At 49.6% G+C, this 23,595-nt stretch carries 19 protein-coding genes; 18 read left to right on the forward strand and 1 reads right to left on the reverse strand.

Annotated elements, in window-relative coordinates; all coding sequences use genetic code 11:
• The first annotated feature begins 346 nt into the window (after positions 1-346).
• From VIS48_15370 to VIS48_15380, 3 genes are all read left to right on the forward strand, one after another.
• A complete protein-coding gene (locus VIS48_15370; GenBank protein ID HEY9167532.1) occupies positions 347-1,699 on the forward strand; it encodes an aminotransferase class I/II-fold pyridoxal phosphate-dependent enzyme in 1,353 nt (450 codons plus the stop codon).
• 73 nt (positions 1,700-1,772) lie between these two features.
• The gene (locus VIS48_15375) at positions 1,773-2,504 is read left to right on the forward strand and encodes an MBL fold metallo-hydrolase (protein ID HEY9167533.1); all 732 of its coding nucleotides are present in this window, start codon (positions 1,773-1,775) and stop codon (positions 2,502-2,504) included.
• A 165-nt stretch (positions 2,505-2,669) separates the two neighbouring features.
• The gene (locus VIS48_15380) at positions 2,670-3,275 is read left to right on the forward strand and encodes a DJ-1/PfpI family protein (GenBank protein ID HEY9167534.1); all 606 of its coding nucleotides are present in this window, start codon (positions 2,670-2,672) and stop codon (positions 3,273-3,275) included.
• 2 nt (positions 3,276-3,277) lie between these two features.
• Here VIS48_15380 and VIS48_15385 read toward each other — a convergent pair whose 3' ends face one another.
• Positions 3,278-4,258, reverse strand: a complete 981-nt coding sequence (locus VIS48_15385) for an acyl-ACP desaturase (protein ID HEY9167535.1) — start codon at positions 4,256-4,258, stop codon at positions 3,278-3,280.
• Between the two features lie 261 nt (positions 4,259-4,519).
• Here VIS48_15385 and VIS48_15390 point away from each other — a divergent pair, with 261 nt between their 5' ends.
• The 15 genes from VIS48_15390 (at position 4,520) to VIS48_15460 (ending at position 23,510) form a co-directional block, all read left to right on the forward strand.
• Positions 4,520-4,669 (forward strand): hypothetical protein, encoded by a 150-nt coding sequence (locus VIS48_15390; GenBank protein ID HEY9167536.1) that lies wholly within the window; start codon positions 4,520-4,522, stop codon positions 4,667-4,669.
• A gap of 231 nt (positions 4,670-4,900) precedes the next feature.
• Entirely contained in the window at positions 4,901-5,263 is a 363-nt protein-coding gene (locus VIS48_15395; protein ID HEY9167537.1) for a cupin domain-containing protein, read from the forward strand.
• 23 nt (positions 5,264-5,286) lie between these two features.
• Complete coding sequence (locus VIS48_15400) at positions 5,287-5,715, forward strand: DUF3052 family protein (GenBank protein ID HEY9167538.1); 429 nt, start codon at positions 5,287-5,289, stop codon at positions 5,713-5,715.
• Between the two features lie 41 nt (positions 5,716-5,756).
• Positions 5,757-6,899 carry an MFS transporter gene (locus VIS48_15405; GenBank protein ID HEY9167539.1) on the forward strand — a complete coding sequence of 381 codons (1,143 nt, stop codon included), beginning with the start codon at positions 5,757-5,759 and terminating at the stop codon, positions 6,897-6,899.
• A 52-nt stretch (positions 6,900-6,951) separates the two neighbouring features.
• Positions 6,952-7,524, forward strand: coding sequence for a hypothetical protein (locus tag VIS48_15410; protein ID HEY9167540.1), 573 nt, complete (start codon positions 6,952-6,954; stop codon positions 7,522-7,524).
• A gap of 1 nt (position 7,525) precedes the next feature.
• Entirely contained in the window at positions 7,526-8,194 is a 669-nt protein-coding gene (locus VIS48_15415) for a hypothetical protein (protein ID HEY9167541.1), read from the forward strand.
• Positions 8,195-8,336: 142 nt separating this feature from the next.
• Positions 8,337-9,458 carry a PP2C family protein-serine/threonine phosphatase gene (locus VIS48_15420; protein HEY9167542.1) on the forward strand — a complete coding sequence of 374 codons (1,122 nt, stop codon included), beginning with the start codon at positions 8,337-8,339 and terminating at the stop codon, positions 9,456-9,458.
• Positions 9,459-9,671: 213 nt separating this feature from the next.
• Positions 9,672-11,915, forward strand: coding sequence for a glycoside hydrolase family 3 C-terminal domain-containing protein (locus tag VIS48_15425; protein ID HEY9167543.1), 2,244 nt, complete (start codon positions 9,672-9,674; stop codon positions 11,913-11,915).
• Positions 11,916-12,113: 198 nt separating this feature from the next.
• Positions 12,114-12,761: a hypothetical protein gene (locus tag VIS48_15430; protein ID HEY9167544.1), complete on the forward strand. Its 648-nt coding sequence runs from the start codon at positions 12,114-12,116 to the stop codon at positions 12,759-12,761.
• 1,024 nt (positions 12,762-13,785) lie between these two features.
• Positions 13,786-15,105 carry a xylose isomerase gene (gene xylA / locus VIS48_15435; GenBank protein ID HEY9167545.1) on the forward strand — a complete coding sequence of 440 codons (1,320 nt, stop codon included), beginning with the start codon at positions 13,786-13,788 and terminating at the stop codon, positions 15,103-15,105.
• Positions 15,106-15,152: 47 nt separating this feature from the next.
• Positions 15,153-16,247 carry an endo-1,4-beta-xylanase gene (locus tag VIS48_15440; GenBank protein HEY9167546.1) on the forward strand — a complete coding sequence of 365 codons (1,095 nt, stop codon included), beginning with the start codon at positions 15,153-15,155 and terminating at the stop codon, positions 16,245-16,247.
• A 17-nt stretch (positions 16,248-16,264) separates the two neighbouring features.
• The gene (locus VIS48_15445; protein HEY9167547.1) at positions 16,265-17,521 is read left to right on the forward strand and encodes a carbohydrate kinase family protein; all 1,257 of its coding nucleotides are present in this window, start codon (positions 16,265-16,267) and stop codon (positions 17,519-17,521) included.
• 24 nt (positions 17,522-17,545) lie between these two features.
• The gene (locus VIS48_15450) at positions 17,546-19,363 is read left to right on the forward strand and encodes a glycoside hydrolase family 3 N-terminal domain-containing protein (protein ID HEY9167548.1); all 1,818 of its coding nucleotides are present in this window, start codon (positions 17,546-17,548) and stop codon (positions 19,361-19,363) included.
• Positions 19,364-19,370: 7 nt separating this feature from the next.
• Positions 19,371-21,905, forward strand: coding sequence for a GH116 family glycosyl hydrolase (locus tag VIS48_15455; protein HEY9167549.1), 2,535 nt, complete (start codon positions 19,371-19,373; stop codon positions 21,903-21,905).
• A gap of 117 nt (positions 21,906-22,022) precedes the next feature.
• Positions 22,023-23,510, forward strand: a complete 1,488-nt coding sequence (locus tag VIS48_15460) for an MFS transporter (GenBank protein ID HEY9167550.1) — start codon at positions 22,023-22,025, stop codon at positions 23,508-23,510.
• The last annotated feature ends 85 nt before the right edge of the window (positions 23,511-23,595 follow it).

Below are 23,595 nucleotides of genomic sequence, written 5' to 3' on the forward strand. Positions count from 1 at the left end.
CGCCGGATCTCTCCTCCTTCGTAGTCTCCGGATCGGTCTTCGGTCGTTTGAACTTCACATCGCCCCGCATCGTGTGACGATCGCTTATCAGCGCGGGGAGCCTCTCTGATGAAATATCCTTCGTGTGAACAAAGACTGCCAAAGGAGATTTACTTGACTCTGCCGATATACCGCGGGATCGTTGTCTCAAGCTGAAGCTGTCGGCGGCATCCCGATCTAATTGAAATTTGAACCTGTCCGGCTTCAATGTTGTTATCGATATGAGCGGCATCAAATTGTTTTGCCGATCAACCCGTCGAATGTGTGATGCTTCGAGAACAAATCAGTAAAGTTGGCACTGAGAGTTATGGAATCCTTCACCGTAGAATCGAAAACAAAGAACCAAAATATTCACGATGAGCTAAAGCGATTGGACGATTCCCGATTGAGGGAACGACACACCAGGCTTAGCGCGGCTTACAAAGAATTCGCGTCTCAGAATCTCGCACTCGACCTGTCTCGCGGCAAGCCCGGCGCTGAGCAGCTCGACCTCTCGTCGGAAATGATGGATTGTCTTTCAAGGAACGACTACAAATCCCGTGACGGGATCGATTGCAGAAACTACGGTGGAGTCGACGGGATTCCAGAAGCCAAGGAATTATTTGCCGGTATTCTTGAGGCGCGCCCGAATGAAATAATGATCGGCGGAAATTCCAGCCTCGCGATGATGCACGACCTGGTCGCGAGAGGTATGCTACGAGGGCTCCCGGGAAGCGAGTTACCATGGCAAAAACTTCCCGCCGTGAAATTTATTTGTCCCAGCCCGGGCTACGACAGGCACTACTCGATATGCGATTACTTCGGAATAGAAATGATCACCGTCGACTACCATGAAGACGGTCCCGACATGTCGCATGTTGAAAACCTGGTCGCTTCCGATTCGAGCATAAAAGGTATCTGGTGCGTACCCAAGTACAGCAATCCGACCGGTATCACATATTCGGACGAAGTTGTCGAGCGACTCGCGGCAATGCCCGCGAAGGCTTCCGATTTCCGGATTTTCTGGGACAACGCTTACGCTGTGCACCACCTTTCCGAAACTCCCGACAGACTGATGAACATTCTCGAGGCGTGCAGGAGATCGGGAAATCCCGACAGGGCATTCGTGTTCAGCTCGACTTCGAAGATTACATTTGCCGGAGGCGGCGTAGCGATGATGGCAAGCAGCGAAACCAACATCAACTGGCTGAAGAAACAGACGATCATACAAACGATCGGTCCGGACAAGCTTAACCAGCTGCGTCACGTTCGCTTTTTTAAAGACATGGCCGGAATCGAAGCGCACATGAAGCGTCACGCGGCTATCGTGAAACCGAAATTCGATCTCGTCCTCGACATCCTGGATTCACATCTTGGCGGAAAAGGAATTGCATCATGGAGCAGGCCGCGCGGCGGTTACTTTATCAGTCTTAACACGCAGCCCGGATTCGCCAGGAGGGTTGTCGGTATGGCTGCTGCGGCAGGAGTAACGCTCACCGAAGCCGGAGCCACGTTCCCTCACGGCAAAGATCCAGCGGACCGGAACATCAGGATCGCCGCTACATACCCGCCTCTCTCCGAGCTCAAGCCGGCGATGATCGTACTTGCGCTCTGCATCGAGCTCACGGCGATTGAACACGAATTGTCGGCGCGCGGATATAAACATCCTGTCGAGGCTTAGCCGGGATTAGTGCGCGCTCCAGCACCCGCTCCGGCTCTTTCCAGGTTCACAATTTGTTATCAGGAGTTCTTGAATGACGAAAGTGACAGAAATCGCGCCAGACGTGTATCGCATCTCGACATTTCTCACCGACGGGGATATTCAAATGAATCAATTTCTCGTGAAGGATGATGAACCTCTCCTGTGGCACACGGGACAAAAATATTTGTTCACCTATGTCCGGGATGCGGTGGCGAGATTAATCGATCCGTCGTTGATCCGCCGGATCGGATTCAGTCATTTCGAACCGGATGAATGCGGTTCTATTAATGAGTGGCTCCAAGTCGCGCCGGCTGCACAGCACTTCTGTAGTATTGTCGGCGCCCGGATAAATATGCGGGATTACACTTCTAAACCAGCCGAAGGTCTGAATCATCTTGAAACGTTTACGACAGGCAAATATAAATTCCGGTTTATCTCGACGCCTCATCTTCCGCACGGCTGGGACGCGGGACATCTTTTCGAGGAAGTAAACGGCACGCTCTTCTGCTCCGATCTTCTCCATCAAAACGGCGATGCGGAGCCGCTTACCGCTTCGGATATCATCAGCGCGGCAAAGAAGAACTTCGTCGACTTCCAGGCGGGATCGTTCAGGGATTACATGCCGTACACAACAAATACTGAGCGACAGCTCGGAGACCTCGCCGACTTGAAACCGAAGACACTTGCAATCATGCACGGCTCAAGTTTTAACGGAGATTGCGCGGAAGCGCTTCGGGATCTGGCGGCAACTATGAAGGAAGTACTGACCCGTCAAGGCACGTAGCACATCAAATGGTTTTTGATCCCGGAGTGAATCGAGAAGCGGTAAGATTGTCACAGTATCGTGCGGTAATTGCAAATGAAATCCCGAAAGGGTGACACTATTATCTCAAAAATTCGGAATTTGATAATTCGAGGAATCAAAGACATTTTGTAATCGTTGGAGGGGATGAACGTGAAAATTTCAATTATCCTTTTTGAAGAGTTTGAGTCGCTCGACGTGTTCGGTGCGGTCGAGATATTCGGAAAGCTGTCCCCGGATTTCAGCGTCGAGTTCTATTCTATCGCGGGGGGAATCGTTTGTAATTCGGATAATGCCAGGGTGCAGACACTCTCGATGGACAAAGCTTACCAGAATACTGACATCTTATTCGTTCCCGGAGGGATGGGAACCAGAAACGAGGCAAGCAACGAGATTCTCTTGGAACACATCAGGCGGCTCGCGTCGCAATCGGAATATATTTTGTCGGTTTGTACAGGCTCTCTTCTTCTGTCGAAAGCCGGACTCTTGAAGGGGAAGAAGGCGACAAGCAACAAACGTGCGTTTTCCCTCGTCGCCCGGCAGGACCCGGATGTGGTTTGGGTGAAGAAAGCGAGATGGGTGAGGGACGGCAACGTTTATACTTCATCCGGCGTGACGGCTGGGATGGACATGGCGCTGGCGTTTGTCGAAGATTTGCTGGGGAAGGATACGGCCGACACGATAGGTACGAGAATAGAATACGAAAGGAATGCAGACAGCACCCGCGATAATTTCGCGGCGCTCTACGATTGACTCTACGCCATCTCCAGCATGCGCCCGAAGATCACGTCGAAGCTGAAACTCTTCGAGTTCACACGCGACTCAATGAAGTCTGCGACTTTCTGGAGCCGGGCCGGAATGGACATGATTTTTTCCTGAGCCTTTCTCCCGATCTCGTTTAGCTGTGTCATCAGCGAGATGTTCCACGAACTTATGAGCGCCTCTACGATTCTCTGGTAATCGCGCGGTCCGTAAATTCCGGAGCGCCGAACCACGTCCGCATATTCGTTGAAGTTCAGCATAGAAATTCCCGGCATGTCTATGCTTGGCATGACTCCGGCCGCGCTGTCGAGCGCCGCATTCGGATCTCGCGCGATAATCTCCTTGAACACGTTCAGGTAAAACGCATAATGTCGCGATTCATCCTGCGCAATCTTTTGCGTGATGTTGAAGAGTAAAGGCTCTTTATCACCTACGAGCTTTCCCGTGTTCAGGTGTGAGATCGCCGTCGCTTTTTCCTGGCAGCTTGTGTACACGAAAACTTTGTACGGATCTCCGCTCCATGCGGGGTGGAAGCCTGCCCGTATGTAATCGAACTGAAGTCTTTCGAGGACTGCAAAATTCAGGAGTCGTGAATCCCGGATATAATCCCTCAGGAGATTTCCGTGACGATCTTCTTCGGCGGTCCAGAGCCCGTTCCACTCCTTCCAATGGGCTGCATCTCCGAGATTTTGCGCGATCAGTCTATGGAAATGCGGAAGACCCTCTTCGGTGAGAATGTTCAGAGTGATCGCGACACGCACGTTGTCGCTTATTCCTTCCGCGCGTCTGCGGAGCTCGCAAATCTCCTTTTCGTTTTCAGTGTCCTGATCGGCGGGAAGAAATTCTGACGGGAACCACAGTTCGCGCTTCGATTCATGTTTGGAAATCAACTCGCGTACGGGTTCTTCGAGGTCGCGCAACACCTCGTACTTGTCCCGGAGGCATCCCTCGGGTGAATGGTGAAAACTCTGCATCTCTCTTCTCTGTTTTGGTGGGGAAAACCAAGCCGTTGACGCGTTCAATGCCATCAAGCGGGCTCAACGCGAATGAAGTTACCATAGCTGAAGCCGACAAACAAGAATGAGAGTAGTGCCTCAGTTTACCCTCACGTGTCATTCCCGAATGTTCCTATCGGGAATCCAGGACAGAGCCTAACTGGATTCCCGCTATAAGCATGTCCCGATCGAAATATTCTATATATCGGTCACCGCGAAGCGGGATCCCGCATCATTTGAATGGCTATGATGTTAGAGCGGGAGATCCCGCAAGGCGGTGACGGGAATGACATGACTGTTGGATCGTCGGTACTCCTGACACGGCAGCGCGCAATCCAGGATTTCAAGCTGAGACACTACCAGAATGAGGGAAATCCGACGCCGGGTTAATTTGACGCTAATGGACGCACCATTTTTGAGAACTTCATCTATTTTGACAATCGCGCAATTGTCATTCCCGAATAATCTTACCGAGAATGTGGAGGGAATGAGGGAGATAGATTCCCGCTGTGGGAGCGTGCATACGATTGGCTCCTGTGGAAAGACCGGTTGTTTTATTCGGCGTGGAATTTTAGTTTCACTTTGAGAGATAATCCCAACAATTCAGCGATGAGACAAGAAATGAGAGTCGAGAAGATAAACATTGCGCAGAAACTGAGCCTCTTCCGGGACTACTGGCAGCCGAAGATCGTCGGCGAGCTCAACGATTCGTATGTCAAGCTCGTGAAATTCAAAGGTGACTTCGTCTGGCACCATCACGAAAACGAAGACGAATTATTTCTCGTCGTAAAAGGGAAATTCGTCATAAAGCTGAAAGACCGCGACATACATTTAGACGAAGGAGAATTCTTCATTGTCCCCAAAGGCGTCGAGCACATGCCGGTCGCGGCGGAAGAAGTTCATGTCCTCCTGCTTGAGCCCAAGACGACGCTGAACACGGGCAATGTCCGCAACGAGCGGACGGTGGAGGCGGGATGGATTTGACCATTACAAAAGATGAACGGTGAATGGCTAAGCCTGAAGTCCAACCGGCGGGCTACTCGGGTACTCCCCTCGTGGATAAGCTCGGGCTAAAAGAAAATTTCAAGATCAGAATCGTTAACCGGCCCGGATATTATTTCGATCTCCTTCCCCGATTGCCTAAGGGAATAAGAATCCTCACCGACCGAAAGACCAAAAAAGATCAGGTTCACTACTTTGTTAAAGAATCGAAGGAGTTGATGCGGGCGATTCCTGCGCTCAAGGACGAAATCGAACAGAACGGCACAATCTGGATTTCATGGCCGAAGAAATCCTCAGGGGTTGAAACCGATGTTACTGAGGACGTTGTGAGAAAGTCAGCTCTCTCGAACGGACTCGTCGATGTCAAAGTCTGTGCGATAGACGAAATGTGGTCCGGACTTAAACTGGTTATCCCGGTTAAGAATCGTAAATAAGATTTGGGAATTGAGCTTCACAACTCTCTCGAGTGGAGAATATGTTTAACGTAATCGTATTAGGACTGACGTCGTTCTTTACAGACATCTCGACTGAGATGGTCTATCCGCTAATCCCGTTCTTCCTCACCACGACACTCGGCGCGAGTCCCGCTGTGTTGGGACTGATAGAAGGTGTTGCCGAAAGTACCGCGAGTCTCCTGAAAGTAGTGTCCGGATATATCTCTGATAAGTTTAAAAGAAGAAGAATACTCGCGATTGCCGGATATTCATCGTCGACATTCGGGAAATTTCTTCTTTATGCCGCGAACTCGTGGGGAATCGTATTCCTGGGAAGAGTCGTCGACCGACTCGGCAAAGGTATCCGCACGGCTCCGCGCGACGCCCTAATCGCGGACAGCACCGACCCGTCAAAAAGAGGAATGGCATTCGGTCTCCACAGAGCATTCGATACGACCGGCGCCGCGATTGGTGTCGTCCTCGCTTACTACTTTCTTACGCAATATTCGGGGAGCTTCACGAGAGTATTTCTCTGGTCAATAGTACCAGCGATTATTGGCGTCATTCTTCTCTTCTTCGCGCGCGAAAAGAAAATCGTTTCAACTGACAGACCGAAGCCGCCATCCCTTCACTGGAAAGTGCTCCCGGGGAAACTGCAGTTGTTCCTCGTCGTCGCATTTGTTTTCACACTCGGCAATTCATCGAACACATTCCTCCTCCTTCGCGCGACAAATTTGGGATTTACACCGGCTTCAGCCGTGCTCCTTTATTTGGTTTACAATCTTGTCTACGGACTGGTTTCCTATCCGGCAGGAAAACTCTCCGATCGAGTCGGAAGGAAGCGGCTTCTCGTCGCGGGTTATACATTCTACGGACTTGTTTATCTCGGTTTCGCGCTTGTGTCGGCACCCGGTGAGGCATGGATGCTCTGGGCGCTCTTCGGTCTGTACGGACTTTACAGCGGCTTCACGGACGGGATCGAGAAGGCGCTCATTGCTGACCTCGCACCTGCCGACGTGCGAGCGACTGCGATCGGACTTCATGCCACGATCCTCGGAATCGGACTCTTCCCGGCTTCATTTATCGCCGGCGAACTTTGGCAGCACATTGGACCGGCCGCGGCTTTCTATTTTGGAGGCGGGATGGGTTTGGTCGCGGCAGCAGGACTGCTTGCGGTCCTGTGATGATTGTGATCTCATTGCGTCGGGCTCGCGTGCTGCTCGATAAGAGAGTTGTATGAATAAACGAAAATGGATCTCATTCGTTGCTACCGTGTTCATGACCACGGTATGTTCCACATTCATTGGATTCGCAGTGTACGGAGGTCGGGTTTTCGATTCGCAGCATCCCGCATTCGGATTCATCGTCTATGGAGCGATCGGTGGAATTATCTTTTCGTCGTTCAGGTATATGCCGTCACCCGCTCCTCCGGTTGTCATTGTCATGGCCGCGGGCCTGAACGCTGCGATATCGCAATTGACAGATTGGATGCAGATATATATCAAAGTGTTATTTGTCGCAGCGATCGCGGGAGCGATTTACGTATTCGAGAAGAAATATTTCGAGAGGCTTCAACAAATGCGGATTGCCCGTATCATGGTCTTCGCTTCGCTCATCGCTGTCGCGTACATCGTAGTCGCGCTCGTCCTCGATGCCACGCTCCTTGCGTCATCGAAAGGGGTCGGGTTGACTGTCCATGGAGACGTCTACTACAATCTGGCCGATGGTTTCTTCCTGGGAATAGGATTGGGACTCGGTAGTGAACTCTCACAAATTTTGGTTGTGAAATCAAAACGGGGGGAAAATTAAAATGAAACCATTCGGAATAGCGGTCTGGGTCGTTGCTCTGCCATTGATGCTGTGGGCGCAGGACAAAATTCAGGACTTCGACTCAACCGAATCGAAGTTCGCGGCTGTCGACAAGGAGTTTTCCGATTCGTCGGTTGCAGAGGGACCGTACAGAGCATTTATAAGATTCACGACCGAAGACGCGTACATTCTGTCGACACATCGCGCGCCCGAATATGGCCGGCCAGCCGTGCAGAAATTCTACGGAGATTTCCCTGCGGCAGACTCGCTTGTCTGGACTCCCATTGAAGCGCGCTGCTCAAATGACGGTTCCGTCGGATATACGATTGGAAATTACAGATATATTTCAAAAGACTCTTTGGGAGTTTACACGACCCGGACCGGAAAATATATGACGGTATGGAAGAAGCAGGCGGACGGCTCGCTCCGGGCAATCGCAGATATGGGAAGTCCTCAACAGGCGGTCTTCGACACGAGCGGGAACCGCATTTCGGTGCGTCAGGCGTTAATCCGGGAATCAACTCAGGACTTTCTGATCGAAGCGGGCACATACAAGATTGAGGAGGCACGCTCAGTTAGCGGGGGAAATGTACAGCGCGGGAATTACATTACTGCGTGGCGACTCATCCGGGCCGGAATGAAGAAAGTCGTCGCGGATTACCAAAATTGAAAACCGGGTTCATTCGCGAATGAATATTGTATCGGTCAAATGGAAATTGATGGCAGAGCCGCGGCTGTTGAAACAACTCGCGAGGTAAACCGTTGTATCTACTGTGGTTTTGAGACCAAAGGAAATGTGAGGCTGTTATCAGATGGATGCAAATGAGTCGAAGAAAGATCGCAGGGCAAAAAGAGACCACATCTTACGCAAGACAATAGTGAACGATTTTCGGAGCGGTGACATCGGGGAATCGCTTCGACGGGATTTTAAGGACCTTTATGCATTTTATATAGACGGCGAGACGCAGGAACGCCTGAAGAAGTTTCCGAAGGTCAAACGATTCATTGTTATATCGTGGTATCTCCTGAAAAATCTCCTTCTGAAACTGAATTCAGCCCGGCGGATCCTTCTTCTGGTCAGCATCGTCTTTTACATGTCCGGAGATATCAGAGTAGGCGACGGTCAATTTCAGTTTTCAATCAACGGTGTTTTCATAAGCTACCTACTGCTACTCCTCGTACTTATGCTCGAGCTGAAGGATAAACTTCTCGCTCATGACGAGCTGCAGATCGGCCGTACTGTGCAGAAGGCGCTTCTCCCCGAAGATAATCCGACACTCGCGGGATGGTCGATCTGGCTTTTCACGCGTCCCGCTAACGATGTTGGCGGCGATCTTGTAGACTATATCAATCTCGACGAGGGGAGGCTCGGCCTCGCACTCGGCGACGTCGCGGGAAAAGGCCTTGGCGCCGCACTTTTGATGTCGAAACTCCAATCCACTCTCCGGGCAATCGCGCCAGACTACAGCTCGTTATCTGAGCTGGGCCAGCGGATCAATCTGATATTCTGCCGTGACAGTTTGCCGAATAAGTTCGCGACGCTGGTTTATTTCGAGATCGTTCAGAATTCAGGGAAGGTCAGACTATTGAACGCCGGTCATCTTCCGCCCTATGTGCTTCGCGGAAATGAAATCGAGCAGCTCTCACACGGTGCGCCCGCACTCGGGCTGATGAAGTCGTCGAAGTTCGAGGAAGCAGGACTTGAACTTAATCCGGGTGATCTGCTGGTGACGTATTCCGATGGTGTTACTGAGGCGCGAAACCAGCGTAACGATTTCTTTGGCGAAGAAAGACTGAGCGATATTGTAAAGGGATCGGCAGGAATATCGCCGGATAGAGTCGGAGAGAAGATTCTAAATGCAGTGGACAATTTTGTCGGCGAAGCGCCACGAAGCGACGATCTTTCCCTTGTAATTGTGAAGAGATGGAGCTAAGGAATACGAGGTCAACGGAATTATTTCAGTAACGAAATATGGATTTCACCTTCGTCGCGGCTTAAGCGATATCCCTCCCTTCTTACAGAACTTTTGTTGAATTTCCATTCCAAGTGAAGTATAATTCGTTCATCAGTTTTAACCGGGTCCGAAAGTCGCTGGAGTCCCGTATCGACTTAAGCCACAGGATCGCAAAATTCTCAGGAGAGATGAATGAAGAATATTTCGGATTGCCTATTTATCGCCCTCTTTATTTTGTCCACAGCTGGAGGCGCGAGAGCTCAGGACGCACCCGGTCGGAAAACGAATGATAAGCCCGCATATCTCGACACAAGCCTGACATTTGAAGCGCGTGCGGCGGACCTCGTTTCGCAGATGACGCTGGATGAAAAAATATCTCAAATGCAGAACGGCGCGCCGGCTATACCGCGGCTCGGAGTCGACAAGTACAACTGGTGGAGCGAATGCCTACACGGGGTCGCGCGGAACGGAATTGCCACGGTGTTCCCGCAAGCAATTGGAATGGCGGCGACCTGGGATGACGCTCTCATCCATTCCGAAGCGGATGTCATATCAACTGAAGCGCGTGCCAAGCATAATGACGATGTCCTTAAAGGAGAACGGAATATTTACCAGGGACTGACGTTCTGGTCTCCGAACGTAAACATATTCAGGGATCCGAGATGGGGAAGAGGACAGGAAACCTACGGCGAAGATCCTTACCTGACGTCGAGAACTGGTGTCGCGTTCGTGAAGGGGCTCCAGGGAGACGATCCGAAATATTTCAAAGTCATCTCGACACCAAAGCATTATGCGGTGCACAGCGGTCCGGAGCCGCTAAGACATGAATTCGATGCAGTCGTCAGCAACCGAGATCTTTTCGAGACCTACCTTCCCGCATTCCGCGCATGCGTTACCGAGGGCGGCGCGTTTTCTGTAATGGGTGCTTACAGTGCTTTGGACGGAACTCCATGCTGCGCAAGCAAGTTCCTCCTGACGAAGGTGCTCCGTGACAAATGGGGATTCAAGGGCTACGTCGTTTCAGACTGCGGTGCGATTGAAAATATTTACGGCGGCCACAAATATGCCCCTGACCTTGCATCTGCATCCGCACTCGCGGTAAAAGCGGGATGCGATCTAACCTGCGGAGGAGAATTCGTTACGTTGAAAGACGCGGCAGCAAGAGGGCTCGTCTCGGAAAAGGAAATCGACCGAAGTGTAGAACGATTGATGCTCGCTCGGTTTAAACTCGGGATGTTCGATCCGCCCGACGCGGTCCCATATAATAAGATTACAATTTCCGACAACGACACCGAGCCGCACCGCCAGCTCGCGAGGAAAGTTGCGGATGAGAGCATCGTACTCCTGAAGAATGCCGGCAACTTTCTCCCGCTCAAGAAGAATTTGAAATCCGTCGCGGTGATTGGAGCTTATGCCGATGATATCGCTATTCTCCTCGGCAATTACGAAGGGACTCCCTCAAGACCTGTGACGCTTCTCCGGGGAATCAAGAACAAGATCGGATCGACTTCGGACGTGGAGTTCGCGGCAGGCTATCGTGCACTTGAGGATACCGTGAGTGTTGGACCGACAAACGAGGAGCTGATCAAGAGCGCAGTCGATGTTTCCCGGAAATCTGATGTCGCGATTATCGTCGCCGGTATATCGCCATACCTCGAGGGCGAAGAGATGAACATAGATATTCCCGGCTTCAAAGGAGGAGACCGGACGAGTTTGAATATTCCTCCAGTCGAAGAAGATTTGATAAAAGCGGTGTACGCCACGGGGAAACCGGTAGTCCTTGTTCTTGTCGGTGGAAGCGCGCTCGCAGTAAATTGGGAAGATAAGAATCTTCCTGCGATCGTGGACGCGTGGTACCCGGGTGAAGAAGGTGGAAATGCCGTTGCCGACGTCCTTTTCGGCGACTATAATCCAGCGGGAAGACTTCCCATCACCTTCTATAAGTCAGTGAAGGACATCCCCCCGTTCGAAGACTACAATATGTCTCCGGGTCGTGATACACTGACCGAGCCGGGAAGAACTTACAGGTACTATACTGGAACGCCTCTCTATCCGTTCGGATTTGGTCTGAGTTATACGAAATTCGATTATTCGAATTTCAGGTTGAGCAGCAATAGCGCGTCGCCTTCCGACACACTCGCGGTTTCACTCACGCTTCAAAACACTGGTCAGTATGATGGGGATGAAGTCGTGGAATTGTACGTACGCAGCCTGACTCATTCGAAACCCCAACCGATCAAGTCGCTTGAAGGATTCAAACGAGTTGAGCTGGCGAAAGGCCAGTCAAAGGTAGTCAACCTCAATCTTCCAGTGAGCTCGCTCGAATACTTTGATGATCAAAAAGAAGATTATGTGGTTGAACCGGGTAAATATGAAATTCAGGTCGGGTCGTCGTCGAGCGACATTAGACTGAGAGCCGTCCTGAATGTACAGTAAGGGAAATTTGTATCTTGAGTTCAATCTGCGATTTCCGATTGCGGAAATGGAGATCGGGAGAATTGATCTCAGAGTTCGGAGGAGGAAAATTTGCTTGAATTGATGATGCTAAGACGACACAAGAACTCCTCGTGTTTTCTTATCTGTTTCTGCCTGATTTCAACTTGCTCAGCGCAGACTCTGTCGGGACAGATTGACATGGGTGTTAGGAAAAGCCCGGCTGAAGTTCGTCTCGATCAGAATGCGGAGGAATCGATCGAACCGGGCTCAGGATTTCACATCGGATTTTTCGGCGGGGTGTCGCTGCCGATGGGGAAGTTTGCGGAAGTGAGCGACAAGGCTTCAGGTTTTTCGATTACCGGATGGGCGGTAGGAGTCGACGGTCTGGTTGAGCTCGACCCGCACGTGGATTGGATTTCGAGCCTCAATCTTTCGGTGAACAGGACCGATATGGGTTCGCTGGTCACTGCGCCTAATATTCATGTGTCGTCGACGTCATGGAGCAATGTCTGGCTTCTTACCGGCCTCAGGGTGAACGGTCCCGTAGTACCTGGCTCACCACTAAAATTGTTCGCACAGGGACAAGTAGGATTTTTATTTGGGACAAGTCCTGCGGTGAACCTGGATTGGGGATCCGGATATTCCGACCAGGGATCGTCCAGTTCTCAGGCTCTTGGATATTCGATAGGAGCCGGACTCGCCATTGAAAATTTTTCCGTTTGTGTGCGGTATGTAGGCGGAAACCCTTCGTATAATTTTACCGCGACAGGCTCAGGCGGAAAGGTAAGCGGGGCATTTGAGCAGCAGACGTCCTGCATCGAGATCGCTGCCGGAGTGGGTTTCTAGTTTTTCACAGCCGAGAGAATTTCCTTTGAGATGATGTCGAGAAGCGCCTGGGCGGAAAGCCGACATATCAAATTACAACCACCGATCCAGTCTCAGCTGTCGCTAGCTCACACGAGCAGTAGACGGCTTCCCTCCAGATCACTGCGGGAGTAAGTTTCTAGATCGCCCTTAAACCATCTCGCAGGTTAATCAAGACAGATGCCTGAAGATCTTGGCTTGCCGACATTTCTGGGGAGGATCGCGGCTATAGGCTGTCCCGGTTAACGCTAGCACAAGCACTTGTTTCTCTAACGGGCGGTGTGCAGAAGGGAAAGTCGGAAGCAACATGTTCTTTTCCACCAAGGTTGTGGATGCTTTGACCTTGGTCGCAATGGTAAGGGTCTTTCGGGAGGGGAGATTTCCAGAGACACTGTACCCACCTGACTTATACCCGGGTTTGGCGAACCCGGCAAAACCGTTTTGATTTTACAAAAATCCGCGAAAAGGAGATTCACGGAGCTGACTCTGGGCTGGGCTAAAGCATCGCTTGGTTTTGGGACAGACAGACCTTTCCCTTGCCTTTTGAAAATTACTTCTGTATTATTGAAACGGTTCAAATGTTTTAAAACCGGTTCAGAGCGGCGAGAACAGTTACGGTCCGTTTGGAAAGTGTTGGTATGGTTGGAAGCTAGCTCAGGCACGCGGGTCTATGCGGCTGCATTGTTGTTTTCGGACCGAGTGCCGAATGTCCATGGCTATAAGAGGACAAAACGGAAACTGATTTCGTGATTGAGTCCTATTCTCTTTTAGAAGGGATCCCTCCGGGGGATCCGACCGACGGAAAACGGCGTTGAACCGTACTGGCAAGTAACAGGTCAAACGAAGGTGACATTGACAAAGAACCAGAGACTTGCAGATACCCTCCTTTTTATGTTTTGTGTGGCAATCCCAGGGATGGCTGTGACACAGAATCAACCCGATAGGAATTGCACAATCAACCGTAGAATGACTTCACTAAAGAATTAGAAAGGTTGCTAGATCAGATATGCTAACTAAATTTTTTCCGATGATGGACAAGCAAATTCCCTACGAAGGTAGGGATTCTAAGAATCCCCTGGCATTCAAGTACTACAAGAAGGATCAAAAAGTCGGCGGCAAGACGATGGCTGAACACCTGCGCTTTTCCGTCGCATACTGGCACACGATGATGGGTAACGGCCAGGATATGTTTGGCGGTCCTGCATTCAAGAGAGAATGGTACAAGGCAAGTGACCCGATATCCCGCGCCAAGGACACGATGGAAGCGGCGTTTGAACTCTTCACGAAGCTAGGTATCGAGTATTATTGCTTTCACGACCGCGACATTGCGCCCGAAGGTGAGACTTTCTCCCAGACATGCACGAATTTAGAAACCATGGTACAGTTTGCGAAAAAGCTTCAGAAGGAAACCGGCGTAAAGCTTTTATGGGGCACGGCAAATCTATTTAGCAATCCTATTTACTCGCAGGGTGCAGGGACAAGCCCGAATGCCGAAGTCATGGCACACGCTGCCGCGCAGTTGAAGAATGCGATCGATGCAGCCAAGGAACTTGGCGGCGAAAACTATGTCTTCTGGGGCGGCCGTGAAGGGTATGAGACTCTGCTGAACACTAACTTAAAGAGAGAACAGGAGCAGATGGCCCGTTTCCTGCACATGGCTGTCGACTATAAACGCAAAATCGGATTCGACGGACAATTCCTTATCGAGCCGAAGCCCTGTGAGCCTACGAAGCATCAATATGATTCTGACGCGGCTACGACCTTGTACTTTTTGAAAGAGCATGATCTAATAGACGATTTCAAACTGAATATCGAAGCCAATCATGCCACGTTAGCTGGAAATACGTTCGAACATGAATTGGCAGTTGCTTCTGCCGCCGGGAGACTTGGCAGCGTGGATGCCAATCGCGGCGACCTCCTACTCGGGTGGGATACAGACCAATTCCCAACGGACATTTACAGCACCACGATGGCAATGGTGATAATATTGAACCAAGGCGGCTTGGGCAAGGGTGGATTGAACTTCGATGCGAAGGTGAGGCGTAGCTCTAACGATCCAATAGATCTTTTCCATGCACATATCGGCGGTATGGATGCGTTTGCACGAGGACTTCTGATCGCAGACCGCATAATCAAAGACAAGGCGCTGAGTAAGTTTATTGAAGAAAGGTACAGCAGCTTCAAGACCGGAATCGGTGCCGATATAATGTCGGGAAAAGTAGGTCTCGCGGAAATTGACAAACATGTGCGCAATAGTGGTACACCCGTGCTGCAAAGCGGCCGGCAGGAAATGCTTGAGAACATTTTGAATTCATATATTCAGTAATAAAATCAGACAGGTGAATTTGCTTCTTCCTTGTTTTAAGGTTATTCATGACCAACGCCGCGATGACTGCGAAATACGCTGACCTGTCTAGTCTGAAGGATGCGTTTAAGGACGACTTCTATATGGGTGTTGCCCTCAGTGTAAATCAGATTCTAGGCAATGAGCCGGACGCTATTGCTCTTGTTGAAAAACACTTCAATAGCATCACGCCGGAGAATATCCTGAAATGGGAAGAGGTCCACCCGGAGCCGAATAAATATAACTTCGGAGCGGTAGATCGTTATGTGGATTTTGGCGAGAAGCACAAAATGCACATTGTGGGGCACACCCTAGTCTGGCATCTGCAAACGCCGGACTGGGTGTTCCAGGATAAGTCAGGCAGACCCCTGGACCGCGAGGCGTTGCTTGGCCGAATGAAAGAACATATTTTCACGGTGGTGGGTCGTTACAAGGGCCGAATCCACGGGTGGGACGTTGCTAATGAGGCGGTTGCCGCTGACGGTCAGCTCAGAAAGAGCAAGTGGCTGGAAATCATCGGCGAAGACTACCTACTGAAAGCTTTCGAATACGCCCACCAAGCCGATCCAGACGCGCAACTCTATTACAACGACTACGATTCCGAGATCCGACCCAAATGTGAAGGTATCATCCGACTCATTGAGAACCTGCAATCGAAGGGCGTCCACCTGGATGGCATTGGCATACAGGGGCACTGGTTCCTCGACCGTCCGCGCATCGAGGAGATTGAGTCATCTATTTTGGCCCTTTCCAAATTGGGTGTCAAACTGATGATTACAGAGATGGACGTAAGCGTGCTACCTTTTTATGCTATCGACTCCAAGGTCGTTGACATCTCCTCCTTCGACACTGAGGGGCAGAAGAAGCACAATCCATATCCCAATGCCTTGCCGGACTCTGTTCAGCAAAATCTGGCATCTCGATACGCCGAGTTGTTTGCATTGCTTCATAAGCACCACGACAAGTTCAGCCGGGTTACATTTTGGGCAGTCGATGACCGCCAATCGTGGCGCAGCTACCTGCCGATAGGGGGAAGGACCGATTATCCAATGCTGTTCGACCGTAACTGTAAACCGAAGCCGGCTTTCGATGCCGTTGTCAATACAGTTCACAACAGAAAGTAGAGCCATTGACAGATCGATTGAATAAAGATCTGAGAGGACGAGGTACGAATCTTAAACCATCGAACACCAAAGATCTTGAAATCGTGGCAGCAGGACATACCTGCCTTGACTTGATACCAGCGTTCAGAATTGATGGTGAAGTGGATAAGCTTACGGATGTTCTCGTGCCCGGTAAGATGATAGACATGGGGGACTGCGTTGTTGTGGCAGGAGGTCCTGTAACAAACGCGGGTGTGTCCATTCGGCGGCTTGGAGTAAAAACCGAATTAATCGGCAAAGTCGGCAATGATGATTTTGGCAAACAGGTACTTAACTGGTATGAAGAGCACGAGGGTCATTTTACGGGGATTAAAATGGTCGATGGGGAATCAACATCATATACAATTGCTATCTGTATCCCTGGGATAGATCGTTTCTATCTGCATCATTGCGGTGCGAACGATACGTTCGGTTATGATGATATGGATTTTGACCTTGTGCTGCGTTCGAAACTGATGCTTTTCGGTTATCCTCCCTGGATGAAAAAGCTTTATGATGGCAGGGGATGTGAATTGACAAGAATCCTCAGGAAAACCAAAGAATTAGGAACTACAACTGCGCTTGATCTCTCGCTTCCCGACGTAGATAGTTATGCAGGGCAAGTCGACTGGTTCGCCATCCTCAGAGACTGGGTTCCGCTGTCAGATATTATGGCACCGAGTGCTGAAGAGATATTCTTTTTCCTTTACAGAGAAACGTTCCTCGAGAAAAAGGCGAAGCTCGGACCCAAAGAGAGCGTACTTGATCATATGACCGTGAAAGAGATTTCCACCGTAGGAAATGATTTAGTGAAGATGGGCGCAGCGATAGCGATGGTCAAGTGCGGCCACAGGGGCTTGTACATAAGGACCGCAGACAGGAGCCGGCTTAATGAGATGGGGGCAGCACGGTGTTGCGACCTTGAAAACTGGGCGAATCGTGAGCTTTGGTTCCCAGTTTATCAGGAGGAGAAATTCGTGGGGGCACTGGGCTCAGGTGATTCGGCAATTGCGGGATTTCTCTCTGCATTTATTGGGAACCATACTATCGAATCCTGCTTGAGATATGCGAACGCTGCGGGAAGCATGAACGTTACCGTTCCCGACGGACTTACATGGAACAAGGGGTTCGATGATCTGACAAGACGCCTGGAAACAGGGTGGAAGACAAAAGAATTGAAGATCGAGGAGCCGGGCTGGAAATATGAGCGCGGATTCTGGGTGGGGCCTGCCAACAGTGGAAAATGGGAATCTTAAATGACTCCAAAGCGAGAGACAAGAATGTCAAAAAAAGAAAGAGAATCATTTGTCAGCAAGACAATTGCAGGAATGAGTTTGGAAGAAAAGGTCGGCCAGCTATTGACATTTACCAGACGCGGCGCAATGTTAACGCCGAGCGCAATAGAACAGATCACAAGACTGCAATGCGGCGGGCTTTGTCTTGAGCCTTATGCACTTGAGACCTGCAAGAATCTTTACTGGGGCAATTCACAGATTGATCAGAATTTCAAAAAGCCCGCGGACTATTTTACCATATCGAACACTTACTTTGCAGGTAAGACTTTTGGTATCAGCATAACACCGGAAGATTACACAAAAGACTTAAACAGGCTGCAGAAGATTGCAATGAAAAGGCGCTCTGGTATTCCTCTCCACATGACTATTGATTTCGAGGGCGACTTCAAAAACGATTATATGTCCGGCGGAATAAGACAGTTTCCGCCTCCGATGGGTATGACAGCGATGGGCGACGTTAAGCTGACTTACAAAATTGGTTTCACCATCGCGAAACAGTTGAGCGCCATAGGTGTTACCCAAATGTATTCGCCTGTCTGCGATGTGAATATCAATCCCAAGAACCCGGAAATCGGGGTCAGATCATTTGGTGACGATCCCGAAGTGTGCGCAAAACAGGCCGTTGCCTTGATCAAGGGTTTGCAGGACGGCGGCATAGCAGCGACGGCGAAACATTTTCCCGGGAGAGGTGATTCTGCAACTGATGCCCACGATGTTCTGGATGTGATAAGGGCCGACAAGAAAAGGATGCAGGAGGTTGAGCTGGTCCCTTTCAAAGCTGCGATCGCCGCGGGGGTAAAAGCAATTATGACGGGGCATTCGGTCTATCCGGCGTATGACGACAAATACCCGACCACGTTGTCGGAGAAGATCCTTACGGGACTCTTGAGAGAAGAGCTGGGTTTCGATGGTGTGATTGTCTCTGACGCAATCGGCATGGCTGCCATTCTCAAGCAATGGCCTCTTCCGAGAGCTTGTGCATTAGCGATACAGGCCGGATGCGATACGATACTCCTGAAGGCAGATGACGAATCGAGGTCGCAGTGCTTCTTTGGAATCAAGCAAGCCGTTGAAACAGGCGAACTCTCCGAAGACAGGGTAAACGATGCTGTCAGACACCTTCTGAACATGAAATACGACCAGGGCTTATTTGAGAAGGCTGGGAAGATGGACCCCAAAAAAGCCCAGACTTATGCCAGCAGCAAACAAGTTATAGATTTCTCGTGGGACGTTGCGAAGAAAGCTCTGATAGTAATGCGCGACGATAATGGAATGCTGCCATTGAATCCAAAGCAGAAATTGCTCGTCATTGAACAACGTATTCCCTATGAGTTTGTCGGGAAAGATCCTTATATGCACACGCATATGTTCTGTGAGGCAATGGTAAACCATTCAACGAATTTGATTCTGACCGATACCGATTTCTCAGCGAACGAAGAGGAAATTTCCGAATGCTTGGAGCTAGCGAAACAAGCTGACATAGTCGTCATGACGAATTATTACGCCCGAATCGTCAAAGCGGGAAACAACCGACTTCTTGCTAAGCAGCTCAAAGACGCGGGTCATAAAATTATTCTCGTGACCAATTATCCCTACGTTGAGGGGACTACAAATGAAGCTGACGTCGTTGTCTGTAATTTCAGCGGGACACCTGATTCCATAAGAGCTTCGGCAGACCTCCTTTTTGGAAAAATCAAGCCCTCGGCTAAGACTAAGTTGCCCATATCCCTCGGCGTTCAGAAAGAAGCTCCTCTAAAAAAACCGCCGGCAAAGCAAAACCCCTGGGGGCTATCATATTGTTAGGAATGCCATGTCGAGAACTTATAGTCTAAAGATAAGCGACGTTTTCACAATCTCAGGATCACAAATATCTGAGATCTATGTTAACAACAAGATGTTGGTTCATTTTCAAGGAATGTCAAAAACCCTTCAATTCCCTCTCACTATTGCTCTTCAAGGTGCTCCGACCTGTTCGATCGGCATATCTCCCGAAGGTTTATACAACAGACTTAATAATGCCGGCAGGGTGATCTTGTTGAACCAGAATGCGATTCAACTTGCCTCTGCGCCATTTATCCGTTTTGGCGTTAAGTGTGTTATGCTCACTACAAAAAATCCCAGAGCGGCTGAAGGGCCTGACGATATACCCGCCCTGAAAAATTACTACCACCCTCCGGTATCTGAGAAGCAGGCATCAATTTCTCTTTCCACCCCTTTGGCGGAGATGTCGTATGACCTTGGCGAGCTTAAAGTGATTAGAAGGATGATTTCTCCTCTCTTATCCAGAAATGCCCAGGCACTCATGCCCGTCGGGGTAGAGGAATATGAGGTAACGAATCGTTCAAACAAAGTTCAACAAATTACTTTAGTAATCCCCAGACCGTCACTGGTAAATCTTCAGGAAAAAGAATTAAAGCCAACAGATCAGGATACTGTTTACGTATGCTCTGCGCCAGTGAAAGGCCAGGTGCATGAAGACTTCAGGCATGCCGCCACAAGGGGAGTGGTTATGGGAAGCAGTGAATGCACGGATAGGATGGTCATTGCCGTACCGGAAATGGAAGGCATGAAGATAGATACACAACCTTACTTTTGCTTGAACAGGCTTAAGCAGGATTTATTGTTAAATAGCGATGGAAGTTTCTACGAGAAGAGAGAGCCGCTGGTCAATCAAGATTATGGAGCGGCTATAAGCCTGAGTTTCGAGTTGAGACCAAAAGCAACGACAAAAGTACCGGTCGCCATCATCTTGGATTTTCCGCAGCAGCGGTATATCGACGGCAAGACCTTTGAGCGGAAATATGTCAAGAGCTTTGAGAATAAAGAGACCAGAGCGATGGATATGGCGAAGATTGCCCTGGACAATTATTCTGAATGGTTGAAGCGTACATTGACAATTCAAAACAGGATATATGATCTCATTCGGAGAAGCCCTTCCTATAAGAATGATAAGAGCGGTGCATTAAGACTAACAAGGTTGATCTTCAACGAGTTTAGTTTTCCATTATCGAATGCTGCTGTATGGATTGAAGACAACAACGGCAATGATATTGCCAGGTTCCTGGAGTGTTTTGATTACGCTTATTTAGATCCCTCGGATGTTGAGTGGTATTCCATGGTTCTGCTGATACTTTTTCCTTCTGTGGAGCGGGAGCTCTGCCAGCGGTTCATTGACTCGATTCAAGCAGAGGATCTCACAAAGCGTTATTATCATCACCATGCATCTTTTGTTGAAGCTAGAAAGCATTTCGAAGAGCATCCGGAAGAATACAAAGGCATGTCGCTGACTCAGATAAGAGACGCCTTCAAGGTCAAGGGGAGTGTGGCGCATGACTTGGGCGCTTTGCCTAAAGGTCATGCCTTGCGCAATGTTAGTGATTATGCTTGGTACAATAATAACTATTGGGTGGACCTTTTCCCCAAGCTGGCGATAAGGGTGCTGCGCAACGTTAAATTCTTGGGCGATGTCGATTTCCTAAGGAAGAATTGGGAGACACTGAAATTCGGATTTGAGCATTTGAAAGAGCTTGATAACGATGGAGACGGTGTACCCGAAGGCAATTCTCACGAAGTGAAGAATACATTTGACAATATCACTTTATTCGGCATAGATGCGTATGATGTGACTATTTTTATGGCTGCTTGTCAAGCCATGATTAGAATGGCCGAGCTTATGAATGATGAACCTGCCAGAAAATCATATGAAGAGAGCTTTGAAAAAGCCTCCAGGATGTTCGAGAAACTTTGGAGAGACCGGAAAGACGGCAATGGTCGCAGGCTGCAGTACTATGTCACCTGCTATGATCCCGTTACACGAAAGACAAATACAGACGTCTGGACCAACCAACTGGATGCCTTGTGGTCATTGATTGCAATGGGAGAAGAGCCGTTTGTTCCTGACGAGAGGGCCAGGAAAATCCTGAAGACAATATATAGGAACAACCGGACCCCCATGGGTTGGTCGATGGCTCGAACACAAGATGGCAAGCCGGTAGAATCCGATCAGGGAAAGGATGTATACACCACGTCCAACTATGTTTTTGCACAACTCCTTGATTATTATGGCCTGGTTAAGGAGAGCAAGGAAGTCTACAAAGCAATGGATAAAGTTGTTTTCCAGCACGCCAATTCCTTGATAACCCCGGACAACCTCAGGGCTGAACTCGAGAAAGAAGATGGAGAGCAGGCTAAAGGGGCTCATTATATAGTCGCCGCTTATCCCAGACCTGGTGCAATATTGACTCAGTTAGTCGTAAATTATATTAAAGAGCTCCAAGAGCGAACGAATTCTAGCAGAATTCCTCCTGAGCAGTTAAGTTCTTTTGCGGCTGAGCTGGTGAAGTAAAATGCCTGCGCATCTTGAAAGATTGACAGTGCGAAAAGGGGATCGAGATTAGCAGGTGAGGGAGCCAGGATTTGCTCTTAATGTTACAGAAAAATCAAGTTGATCTTTGAGGTGAAATTGCAGACACCCATAGGAAAACTTTCTGTACGGGAAAAAATCGGTTACGGCTTCGGAGACGGAGCGGCGAACTTCGTGTTCCAGACGATGCTGATATTTCAACTTCCTTTCTACACGAACGTTTTCGGCATTACTGCCGCTGCGGCTGGCACTCTTCTTCTTGTCGGACGCTTCTGGGACGCGGCATTCGATCCGTTTATGGGCACCCTGGCAGATCGCACAAACACACGGTGGGGTAAGTTTCGGCCATGGGTTCTATGGTCGGCGGTTCCCTTCGCAGTTGCATTTGTCCTGGTGTTCACCACGCCCCATTTTGGCGCGACAGGAAAAATGCTATACGCATACATAACGTACATCCTTTTGATGACACTTTATTCCGTCAACAACACTCCTTATTCTGCTCTGAACGGCGTTATTACCGGCGATGTAAATGAAAGAACTTCCCTTTCGTCTTACAGATTCTTCTTCTCGATGGCGGCGGCGCTTATAGTGCAAGGTTTCACACTGCCGCTGGTTTATAAGTTCGGTCAGGGCGACGCTCAGAAAGGTTATTCGATGACGATCGGAATGTTTGCTATAGTTTGTATCGTCTTTTTCCTCATAACTTTTTTCAGCGTCAGAGAGCGTATCAAACCCGATCCGAAGCAGAAATCTTCCCCGAAGAAGGACCTGGTCGGTCTTTTGAAAACCGGACCATGGATCACAATGTTCGTCACGACTCTTTTCGTCTTCATAACGCTCGCGATGTGGGGTAGCGGCATGTTTTACTACTTCACCTATTATGTGGACAAAGACGCACTGTTTAACTTCCTCCAGTCGATGGGTTTGGCCCAAGTTCCTTCGGGAACAGGCGGTTTTTGGTATGGAATCTTGAATACCTTCGGACTCATTGTCGGCAAGGATGCGAGCAATGTCTCCGGGGTAGGATTCAGTCTCTTCAATATGGCCGGCATGGTCATGAATATTCTCGGAGTCATGGTTTCTACCGCCCTGGCGATACGGTTCGGGAAGAAGGCTGTTTTCACTATCGGACTGTTCTTCACGGCAGTATTTACTTCATTGTTTATAGTCCTGCCTGCACAGGCAGTCGGGCTGGCATTTCTTCTGAATATTCTTAAGTCGCTCGCTTACGGTCCGACAATTCCTCTCTTGTGGGCCATGATGGCGGATGTAGCGGATTATTCGGAATGGAAGACAAAGCGTCGCGCTACGGGGCTCGTGTTTGCGGGAATAGTTTTTGGCCTGAAGGCGGGTCTCGGATTGGGCGGCGCGATATGCGGTTGGATTCTGGCGGCTTATGACTACGTTCCCAATGTCGCACAAACTGCTCATGCCCTATTCGGCATCCGAATGGCTGCCAGCATATATCCGGCATTGACTTTCTTTGCGGGTGTGATTGCCATACTATTCTATGGAATCAGCAAGAAGCTCAATTTGCAGATTCAAGATGAACTTGCGGAGCGGAGAAAAAGTTTTGATTTCACCTGAACGGGTCAGAGTCTTTCAAATCGATGTTTGTCCAAGATTGCATCCGCGGTGCGCTGGTGCCGTGGAGATATAAGACAAAATAAGG

Source organism: Candidatus Kryptoniota bacterium, from assembly GCA_036567965.1.
Taxonomy (GTDB): Bacteria; Bacteroidota; Ignavibacteria; order Kryptoniales; family JAKASW01; genus JAKASW01.